The following is a 10,100-nucleotide window of genomic DNA, read 5'->3' on the forward strand; positions in this document are numbered from 1 at the left end:
TCACCTCACACGACGCGGCGCATCCAGCCGTGTGGATCGCCCGCGCGGCCGTACTGCACATCCAGTAGCGCCGAGCGGATCTCCTGCGTCACCGGCCCGGTCTCCGCACCGGTGCCGACCTCGCCGCCGTCCCACTTCAGCTTCCCGAGCGGCGTGACGACAGCAGCCGTCCCGCACGCGAAGACCTCGGTGATCTCGCCAGACTCGACGCCGCTGCGCCACTCGTCGATCGAGACCCTGCGCTCCTCGACCTTGTAGCCGCGGTCGCCGGCCAGGGTCATGATCGAATCGCGGGTGACGCCCTCGAGGATGGTCCCCGTCAGCTCCGGTGTGACGATCGAGCCGTCGGCCCGCACGAAGTACAGATTCATGCCGCCGAGCTCCTCGACCCAGCGCCGCTCGACGGCGTCGAGGAAGCACACTTGCCCACAGCCGTGCTCGATGGCCTCCTGCTGCGCGACCAGACTCGCGGCGTAGTTTCCGGCGCACTTGGCCGCACCCGTTCCGCCCGGCGCGGCGCGGGTGTACTCCGAGGACAGCCAGATGTCGACCGGCTTGACGCCCGAGGCGAAGTACGCGCCGGCCGGCGAGGCGATGACGCAGAAAGTGACGTGGTGAGCCGGGCGGACGCCGAGGAAGACCTCGGAGGCGAACATGAACGGGCGCACGTAGAGGCTGGTTTCGCCACCGGCCGGCACCCATGCGGCGTCGGCCCGCACCAGCAACTCGATCGCCTCGATGAACGACTCGGCCGGCAGTTGCGGCAGCGCCATGCGCTCAGCGCTGCGCTGCATACGTGTGGCGTTGGCCTCCGGACGGAAGAGCCAGATGGACTCGTCGTCGCGCCGGTACGCCTTGAGCCCTTCGAACACCGACTGGCCGTAGTGGATCACCGCCGTCGCGGGATCGATCGACAACGGCGCGTACGGCCGCAGCCCCGCGTCGTGCCAGCCGTCCGGTGTCCAGATCGCGGTGACCATGTGATCGGTGAAGGCGGTGCCGAACCCGGGGTCGGCCAGGATCTCCGCGCGTCGCTGCGCCGGTACCGGATTCGACGAGTAGGTCGTCGAGAATTCCAGTGCCGGTGCTGTGGCTGTCATGGCGCGCGCTCCCCTGAAGAGACATGGGCGATAGTTGGACGTCCTACCGAACGCTACCGACCGATGCGGTCCGCGTAAACGACGATGGGCTCTTGACCCGTTGGATCGTGACCGGGTCGACGAGCGACCGTAGCTGAAATGCCGCCCAGATCATGGGCGCCTTCGATCAGACGCTCGACAAAGAGTGCCGACAGCCTAACGCATCGCCGCCGGCTGCTGCAGGTCGGCCGGTCAGCCCGTGACGCGCGCCGCCAACGCGTCGCCCACCTCGGACGTGGTGCGCGCAGCCGAGCCGCGCGCGCCGAGGTCGGCGCGGACCGCGTCGATGACACGCGCTGCCGCCGTGTCGAGGCCGAGGTGCTCGAGCAGCATCGCCACCGACAAGACCGTGGCCGTCGGGTCGGCCACGCCCTGGCCGGCGATGTCGGGGGCGGAACCGTGCACCGGCTCGAACATCGACGGCGCGGTGCGATCCGGGTTGACGTTGCCGCTGGCGGCCAAGCCGATACCGCCGGTGACGGCAGCTGCGAGGTCGGTGATGATGTCGCCGAAGAGGTTGTCGGTGACGATGACGTCGAAGCGTGCCGGGTCGGTGACGAAGAAGATCGTGGCGGCATCGACGTGCATGTAGTCGACCGTCACGTCCGGGAACTCCTGGCTCACTCGCTCGACCGTGCGCCGCCACAGGTGTCCGGCGTGTACCAGAACGTTGTGCTTGTGGACGTAGGTGAGCTTGCGCCGGGAGCGGGCCTGAGCGCGAGCGAACGCGTCGCGGACCACCCGTTCGACGCCGAAGGCGGTGTTGACGCTGACCTCGTTCGCCACCTCGTGCGGGGTTCCGACGCGCAGCGCGCCGCCGTTGCCGACGTAGGGTCCCTCGGTGCCCTCGCGCACCACGACGAAGTCGATCTCGCCGGGGTCGCGCAGCGGCGTCGCCACGCCGGGGAACAGTTGCGATGGGCGCAGATTGACGTAGTGATCGAGTTCGAAGCGCAGCTTGAGCAACAGGCCACGTTCGAGCACCCCGCTGGGGACGCTGGGATCGCCGATCGCGCCGAGCAGGATGGCGTCGTGGCCCCGCAGCTCCTCGAGCACGGCGTCGGGCAAGGTCTCGCCGGTGGCTTGCCATCGACGAGCGCCCAAGTCGTACGTTGTCGTGTCGACCTTGACGTCGGCGCCGTCCAGGACGGCGTCGAGCACCTTGAGACCTTCGGTGACGACCTCGCGGCCGATGCCGTCTCCGGGAATCACGGCCAGACTGATAGTGCGCGACATGCGCCACACCGTACGACTGTCGTCCGTATCGCGGCCTTCCTGTCCCGCGATACGGACGCGGTCGTGGCTTCTAGTGGCCGGTCTCGCCGCCGTTGTCGCGACGATCCATCGCCTCTTGCAGGGCGTTCTTGGCCGAGTGCTGGTTCTGCTGCTGGTGTTCTTCGCTCATGGTGGTGCTCCGCGAATGACGTGAATTGACGCGGCCGACAGCAACGCCGATCTCCGCGACGAGGTGCCGGCCTATCGGGCCTCGTCGCGGCAGCGAAGAATGCGTACCGTCCACAGCATGACCAGCTCAGGCTAACGCCATCCAGTCAGCACTGTCTCGCGTACTGACAGCTCGTCTCAGTGAGCGAGACGAGGGCGCGGTCAGTCGTCGAGGTCGACCGTCCGGCCCCACTCGGCGCCGATGGCGGCCACGATGTCGTCGAGAACCTGGACCGGCAGCGCCTGGTCGATGGTCATCGCCACCAGGGCGCGCCCGCCCTTGGTGTCGCGGCTGACCTGCATGCCGGCGATGTTGATGTTCGCATCGCCGAGCACCCGGCCGACCGTGCCGACCACACCCGGACGGTCCTCGTACTGGAAGAAGACCATGTGCGCCGACGGGAACGCCTCGATGTCGTAGCCGAGCACCTCGACGATCTTCTCGACGTGCTTGACCCCGGCCAGCGTCCCGGACACCGACACCACGCGGCCGTCGGCCATGACGCCCCGCACGGTGATGAGGTTGCGGTAGTCCGGCGAGTCCTCGTCGGTGACCAGGCGAACCTCGACGCCGCGGTCGGCTGCGATGACCGGCGCGTTGACGTACGAGACCGGGTCTTCGACGACCTCGGCGAACACACCCTTCAAGGCGGCGAGCTCGAGGATCTTGACATCATGGGCGGTGATCTCGCCGCGCACCTCGACGTCGAGTTGTGCCGCAACACCGCCGGCCAGGGCGGTGAAGACACGGCCGAGCTTCTCGGCCAGCGGGATCCCCGGCCGGACGTCCTCGGCGATGGCGCCGCCCTTGACGTTGACCGCGTCGGGGACGAGCTCGCCGGCCAGCGCCAGGCGCACCGACCGCGCCACCGAGACACCGGCCTTCTCCTGAGCCTCGTCCGTCGACGCGCCCAGATGCGGCGTCACGACGACGGACTCGAACTCGAACAACGGCGACTCGGTGCACGGCTCGGCCGCGAACACGTCGATACCGGCGCCGGCCACCCGGCCCTCCTTGAGCGCCACGGCCAGCGCGTGCTCGTCGACGATGCCGCCGCGGGCGGCGTTGATGATGCGCACGTTCGGCTTGACCTTGCGCAGCGCTTGATCACCGATGAGCCCGACGGTCTCGGGCGTCTTGGGCAGGTGAACGGTGATGAAGTCACTGGTGGCGAGCAGTTCGTCCAGCGTCACGCTGCGTACGCCCAGCTGTGCTGCACGCGCGGCCGGCACGAACGGGTCGTAGGCGATGACCTTCATGCCGAACGAGGCCAGTCGCTGGGCCACCAGCACACCGATCCGGCCGAGCCCGACGATGCCCACGGTCTTCTCATACAGCTCCGTGCCGCTGTACTTGCTGCGCTTCCACTCCCCGCCCTTGAGCGCCGCGTTCGCCGGCGCGATGTTGCGTGCGGTGGCCAAGAGCAGCCCGATGGCCAGCTCCGCCGCGCTGGTGATGTTGGACGTGGGCGCGTTGACGACCATGACCCCGGCCTGGGTGGCCGCTTTGACGTCGACGTTGTCGAGCCCGACGCCGGCACGCGCGATGACCTTCAGCTTGGGGGCCGCGGCGATCGCCTCGGCGTCGACCTTCGTCGCGCTGCGCACCAGGATGGCTTCGGCGTCGGCGATGGCCGACAGCAGGGCGGGCCGGTCGGTACCGTCGACGTCCCGGATCTCGAATTCAGGGCCGAGAGCGTCGACCGTGGCAGGTGAGAGCTGTTCAGCGATGAGTACGACGGGCTTGCTCACGTGGGATTCATCCTCCGGAACTTGTGTCGTGCCTACGAGGTGCGACGAGCGCGACACTGGGCCCGGACGCGTCGAGTGTAGCGCTCGATTCGGCACTTCCGCAGCCTGCCGGGGCATCGCGGTGGCCGGTTCCACCGGGCACCGGCCACGTTTCCCCGCGCCAGGCAGCGTCCCAGAACATCCACTCGAATCGCGCCGCACGCGCATACGCCGCATGCATCCCTTCGAGCACGCTTGGGTCGGCGACAGCCTGTTCGTCGGCGAGCGTTTCGGCTCGGCGCGTCCGCTCGGCGAAGTCGGGATCGCCGTAGGTTCGCAGCCATTCCGCGTATGGATGTTCCGGCTCGGTTTCCAGCATACCGGCGAAGTGCCGGCCCAACTCGGCATAGATCCGGAAGCACGGCAGCAGGCCGGCCAGCGCGACCGCCGGCGGCGCCAGGACGGCATCGGCCTGCAGCGAATTGACGTAGGCCAGGCAGGTCGGCGTCGGTTCGACCTCGAGGCGTTCGATGTCGATGCCGTCGCGTTCGAGCAGCGAGGCGTGCAGCAAGCGCTCGGCGTCGACGGCACCGGCGGCGAACCGCGCGATGACCGCCGCGCCGGACGGATCCGGCCACCGTGCGGCCGTGGTGGCCAACGCCCGGCCGTAGCGGCCCAAGTAGTGCGCGTCGTCGGCGAGATACCGCACGAACACACTCCGGTCCAGGCTGCCTAGTCCCAACTCCTGGATGAACGGGTGGGCGAGAACCGCCTCGTACCAGGGCTGCGCCCGTTCCCACGCCTGAGCCGAGAACGTCATCGGGCCTCCTCGACACCGGCGAGCTTCCACCACGCCTGGAAATGATGGACCGGACCGTGCCCCGAACCGACGTCGAGCTGGTCGGCCGCACGCAGCGCCTCGGTGATGTACTGCTTCGCCTCGTCGACCGCCTGGCGAAGCGGCAGGTCCTGGGCCAGCCCGGCGGCGATGGCCGAGGCGAACGTGCAGCCGGTGCCGTGCGTGTTGCGGGTGTGGATGCGCTGCACGCGCAGCTCGAGCGCACCGTCGTCGTCCACGAGCACGTCCACGGCATCCGGCCCGTCGTCGTGCCCGCCTTTCACCACCGCGGCGGGGCCGAGCTGGTGCAGCGCCATGGCGGCCGCCGCGGCGTGCTCAGCGTCGAGGTCGGGCAAGTCCAGCAGCGTCGCTGCTTCCGGGAGGTTCGGGGTCACCACGGTCGCCAGGGGCACGAGCTCGTCGCGGATCACCTCGACGGTCTCGTCGGAGACCAGCCGGTCCCCGGAGGTCGCGACCATCACCGGGTCGACCACCACGAACGGCACGTCGTAGCGCACGATGGCCTCGACCACCGCCCGCACCGAGTCCGCACCGCCCAGCATCCCGGTCTTGATCACTCGCACGTCGAGGTCGTCGAACAGCGCCTCGAGCTGTTCGGCCACGAAGCTGCCCGGCACCGGAAACACACCCGTCACACCGCGGGTGTTCTGTGCGGTCAGGGCCGTGATGACGGCACCGCCGTACACACCCAATGCGGAGAACGTCTTCAGATCGGCCTGGATGCCGGCGCCGCCGGATGGATCCGACCCGGCCACCGAGATGGCCGCTGGTGTAGGCATGGGGGTTGTCCTCCTCTCCGGCCACGGACACGCCCCGTGCCGGTCGCCTGCGTGTCTGAAACCCTAGCCGGATGCGAATCGAACTCGACGAGGCGTTCACGTGGCGGGGCCGCACGGTGCGATGGGCCCGCCGCGGCGACGGGCCGCCGGTGGTCTTCTGTCACGGCACCCCGTGGTCGTCGGCGCTGTGGGAGCCGTTCGCCGACGCCCTGAGCAGGCAATTCACCGTCTACCTGTGGGACATGCCCGGGTACGGCCGCTCGTCGAAAGATCCTGGACATCGCGTGTCCTTGGACGTGCAAGGCGACCTGCTGGCCGATCTGCTCGGTCACTGGGGCCTGACCCGCCCGCACATCGTGGCGCATGACTACGGCGGCGCGGTGGCGCTGCGCGCTCACCTGTTGCACGACGCCGTCTACGCCTCCCTTGCGCTCGTCGATGTCGTGGCGCTGGCCCCGTGGGGCTCGTCGTTCTTCCAACTGGTGCGTGAACATGCCGAGGTGTTCCAGAAGCTGCCGCCGGCAGTCCACGAAGGCGCACTGCGCGCCTACATCGCCGGCGCGAGCGCCCGCGGGTTGACCGAGCAGCAGGTCACCATGTTGATCGAGCCGTGGCTGGGTGAGACCGGGCAGCCGGCGTTCTATCGCCAGATCGCCGCGGCCGACCAGGCGTACACCGACGAGATCGAGCATCGCTATGCCTCGATCGATCTGCCGGTCCTGGTGCTCTGGGGCACCGACGACACCTGGATTCCCGTCGACCGCGCGCACCGGCTGGCCGCCATGATTCCCGGCGCCCGGCTGGAACTGGTGGAACACGCCGGGCACCTGATTCAGCTGGACACTCCGGTCGCCGTTTCCGCCAACCTGCATCGCTGGCTCATCGGCCGCGACTGAGCCGATCGACCCGGCCGCGCGAGCCGGACTCGACCATGTCGGCGCGAACTGGTTTGATTCTCGCTGCACGGACGCGTGTACATGACAACTGCTGCGTACCTGACAACTGCTGCGACGAAAGGTCGTTGACGATGAGATTTTCGACGTGGGCCCGCGCCACGGCACTCACCGCCGCGCTCGCGCTGGGCTTGGCTGCCTGCGGATCCGACGACGACAGCTCGGGGGCCGCTGACTCCGGCGGTTCCGAGGATTTCGTCACCGACCTGACGTTCGGCACCGGCGGCACCGCCGGTGTTTACTTCCCTCTTGGCACGGAGTACGCGAACCTGTTCGAAGAGCACATCGACGGCGTGTCGGTGAACGCCATCGAGACCGGAGCGTCGGTCGACAACCTGGGCCGCATCGCCCAAGGCGAGATGCAGCTCGGCCTGACGCAGAACAACACCGCGATCGAAGCGACCAAGGGTGAAGGCGAGTTCGACGGGCTGACCATCGACAACGCGGGCTGGCTCGGGCAGCTCTACCCCGAGGCCGCCCAGGTCATCACCCTCGAGTCCGGCGGTTTCGAGTCCATCGAGGACCTGAAGGGAAAGCGCATCTCGGTCGGGCCGCCCGGTAGCGGCACGCGCGCGGTGGCCGAGGCCATCCTGAGCGCACACGGCATCGAGGAGGGTGACTACGAGGCGTTCGAAGAGAGCTTCGGCGACGCGCGGGCGAAGTTGCAGGACGGCAATCTCGACGCGTCGATCGAGATCCTCGGTGTCCCGGCCGGATCGCTCGGCGAGCTCGCCGCCACGCACGATGTGAAGCTGCTGCCCATCGAGGCGTCGATAGCCGAGCAGATCGCCGCGGAGACCGCTTTCGAGCCTTATACGATCCCGGCTGACACCTACGAGTTCACCGATGCCGACGTGAGCACCCTGTCGGTATTCGCCGGCGTCGTGGCGTCGACCACCCAGGTCAGCCCGGACCTCGCCTACGAGATCACCAAGGTGCTCTACGAGCACGCCGGCGACATCTCTCTCGCGCAGAGTGACCTCATCTCCATCGACGACGCGCTCCTCGGCAGTGACGGCCTCGAGCTGCATCCGGGCGCGCAGCAGTACTTCGAGGAACAGGGGCTCCTGTAGTCGATGACGAGGTGACGACTGGTGACGACTGGGTGACGTCGTGACCGAGCGTCGTGGAGAGGCGAACGTGGTAACAGAGCGAGACGAGCACATGACGGCCACGGCTCAGGCGGCGCAGGACGCACAGCAGGTCCTGCGCCAGCACGACTCGGCGAGTCGGTACCGCCTCGATCTCGGGTGGTGGGCCTGGGTCGTCGGGCCGCTGGCCGTCGCGTTGACCATCTTCCAGCTCTACACGGCGCTGTTCGGCTCCCGCCCGTCGCTGATCCAGGGGGCGATCCATGTCGGCGCCGCGATGGGCCTGGTGTTCCTGCTGTATCCGGCCAGGCCCGCCGGCGGCGAGCGGCGCGGCGTGGCGTGGTACGACGTGGTCCTGGCAGCTGTCGCGCTGGCGGCGAACCTGTACATCGTCGTCGAATACACCCGCCTGACCGGGCCCGAGGTCCGGATCCTCGGGTTCAGCGACACCGACAACCTCGTCGCGGTCGTCGGCATCCTGCTCGTCCTCGAGGGCACCCGCCGATGCGTCGGGTTGCCCATCGTCATCATCGCCAGTGCGGCGATGCTCTACGGCATCTTCGGCCCGCAGATGCCGATCTTCTCGCACGCCGGGTACGACTGGGACTCGTACGCGACCGAGGTGTTCTTCTCCAGCCGGGCCATCTTCGGCACCCCGATCCAGGTGTCGTCGACGTTCATCTTCTTGTTCCTGCTCTTCGGCGTCTTGTTGATCAAGACCAACATCGGCGCGTTCTTCAACGATCTCGCGTTCCGGGCCACCGGCAGGTTCGCCGGCGGCCCGGCCAAGGCGGCCATCGCCGCCAGCGGGATGCAGGGGATGGTCTCCGGCAGCTCGGTGGCCAACACCGTCGCGTCGGGGTCGTTCACCATCCCGATGATGAAACGCGCCGGGTTCCGGCCGTCGTTCGCTGCGGCAACCGAAGCCACGGCGTCCACCGGCGGGCAGCTGATGCCGCCGGTCATGGGCGCGGCCGCCTTCATCATGGCCGAGTACACCGGCGTGCCCTACAGCGAGATCATCGTGCTCGCCGTCATTCCGGCGGTGCTGTACTTCACCGGGCTGTTCATGGCCATCCACTTCGAAGCCAAACGCGAGGGCATCGAGGGGCTGCCCAAGTCGGAGCTGCCGCACCTTCGCGACCTCGCGCTTCGGCTCGACCTGCTACTGCCGCTGGTCGTGATCGTCGGCCTGCTGCTCACCGGCCGGACACCGGCCAACGCAGCACTGTTCGGCATCGTCACCGCATTCGTGCTGAGCATGCTGCGGCCCAGCACCCGGCTGTCGCCGAAGGCCATCCTCGAGGTTCTCGAGGACGGCGCCCGGGTGGCCCTCCCGGTGATCGCGGCGTGCGCCACCGCCGGCATCGTCGCCGGGACCGTCACAGCCACCGGGCTCGGCGGCAAGCTCGCCGGCGGCATCCTCGACCTGGCGTTCGGTCAGTTCCATCTGGTGCTGATCTTCACGATGGTGGCCTGCCTGGTTCTCGGCATGGGCCTGCCGACGACGGCGAACTACGTGGTGACCGCCACCATCGCCGCTCCGATCCTGTTGAGCGAGTTCGACGTGCCGATCATCGCGGCACACCTGTTCGTGTTCTTCTTCGGCATCCTCGCCGACGTCACGCCGCCGGTCTGTCTCGCGGCCTACGCCGGAGCCGGGATCGCCCGGGCCAACCCCATGAAAGCCGGGGTCACCTCGATCCGGCTCGCGGTGGTCGGCTTCATCATCCCGTTCGTGTTCGTGTTGGATCCTGCGTTGTTGCTCCAGGACACGAACGTCGGCGAAGTCATCGGAGTGGTCGCCACCGTACTGCTGGGGATGTTCTCCATCTCCGCAGCCCTGGCCGGATATCTGGTCCGCCGGGCGAGCGTGCTGGAGCGAGTGCTCCTGCTCGCCGCCGGATTCGCACTCGCCTATCCGAGTCTGGTCGTGGCGGTCCCGGCCGTGATCGTTCTGGTGACGGTCGCCATGGTGCAACTCGCCCGGCGAAAGTCCGAGCAGGAGTCTGAACCGGTCGCGAACGCGTGACCCGTGCCAGAGTGACGACTATGGCCAAGACCTATCGGCACTCCGTCTTGCGGCGATTCAGTAACGCCGCCGT

Annotated in this window: 8 protein-coding genes; 3 read left to right on the forward strand and 5 right to left on the reverse strand. The window is 68.3% G+C overall.

Translation table 11 applies throughout. The annotated features are described in order from the left end of the window. Nucleotides 1-5 precede the first annotated feature (5 nt). The 5 genes from M6444_RS07035 to thiD all read right to left on the reverse strand — a co-directional run bounded on the left by M6444_RS07035 (nucleotide 6) and on the right by thiD (nucleotide 5,951). Nucleotides 6-1,100, reverse strand: a complete 1,095-nt coding sequence (locus M6444_RS07035; RefSeq protein WP_298324751.1) for a branched-chain amino acid aminotransferase — start codon at nucleotides 1,098-1,100, stop codon at nucleotides 6-8. 231 nt (nucleotides 1,101-1,331) lie between these two features. Then, on the reverse strand, nucleotides 1,332-2,375 hold the full coding sequence (locus M6444_RS07040) for a 3-isopropylmalate dehydrogenase (protein ID WP_298324754.1): 1,044 nt from the start codon (nucleotides 2,373-2,375) through the stop codon (nucleotides 1,332-1,334). Between the two features lie 369 nt (nucleotides 2,376-2,744). Beyond that, nucleotides 2,745-4,334: a phosphoglycerate dehydrogenase gene (gene serA, locus M6444_RS07045; RefSeq protein ID WP_298324756.1), complete on the reverse strand. Its 1,590-nt coding sequence runs from the start codon at nucleotides 4,332-4,334 to the stop codon at nucleotides 2,745-2,747. A gap of 7 nt (nucleotides 4,335-4,341) precedes the next feature. Further along, a complete protein-coding gene (locus M6444_RS07050) occupies nucleotides 4,342-5,133 on the reverse strand; it encodes a TenA family protein (RefSeq protein ID WP_298324759.1) in 792 nt (263 codons plus the stop codon). Beyond that, nucleotides 5,130-5,951 carry a bifunctional hydroxymethylpyrimidine kinase/phosphomethylpyrimidine kinase gene (gene thiD, locus M6444_RS07055; protein ID WP_298324762.1) on the reverse strand — a complete coding sequence of 274 codons (822 nt, stop codon included), beginning with the start codon at nucleotides 5,949-5,951 and terminating at the stop codon, nucleotides 5,130-5,132. Before thiD ends, M6444_RS07050 begins: the two co-directional genes overlap by 4 nt. 71 nt (nucleotides 5,952-6,022) lie before the next feature. Here thiD and M6444_RS07060 point away from each other — a divergent pair, with 71 nt between their 5' ends. The 3 genes from M6444_RS07060 to M6444_RS07070 all read left to right on the forward strand — a co-directional run bounded on the left by M6444_RS07060 (nucleotide 6,023) and on the right by M6444_RS07070 (nucleotide 10,027). Further along, nucleotides 6,023-6,847 (forward strand): alpha/beta fold hydrolase, encoded by an 825-nt coding sequence (locus tag M6444_RS07060; protein ID WP_298324766.1) that lies wholly within the window; start codon nucleotides 6,023-6,025, stop codon nucleotides 6,845-6,847. 131 nt (nucleotides 6,848-6,978) lie between these two features. After that, the gene (locus M6444_RS07065; protein ID WP_298324769.1) at nucleotides 6,979-7,977 is read left to right on the forward strand and encodes a TAXI family TRAP transporter solute-binding subunit; all 999 of its coding nucleotides are present in this window, start codon (nucleotides 6,979-6,981) and stop codon (nucleotides 7,975-7,977) included. A gap of 91 nt (nucleotides 7,978-8,068) precedes the next feature. Next, nucleotides 8,069-10,027: a TRAP transporter permease gene (locus tag M6444_RS07070; protein WP_363326272.1), complete on the forward strand. Its 1,959-nt coding sequence runs from the start codon at nucleotides 8,069-8,071 to the stop codon at nucleotides 10,025-10,027. Nucleotides 10,028-10,100 lie beyond the last annotated feature (73 nt).

Origin of the sequence: Haloactinopolyspora sp. (assembly GCF_027324685.1) — a bacterium.
Lineage (GTDB): Bacteria > Actinomycetota > Actinomycetes > Jiangellales > Jiangellaceae > Haloactinopolyspora.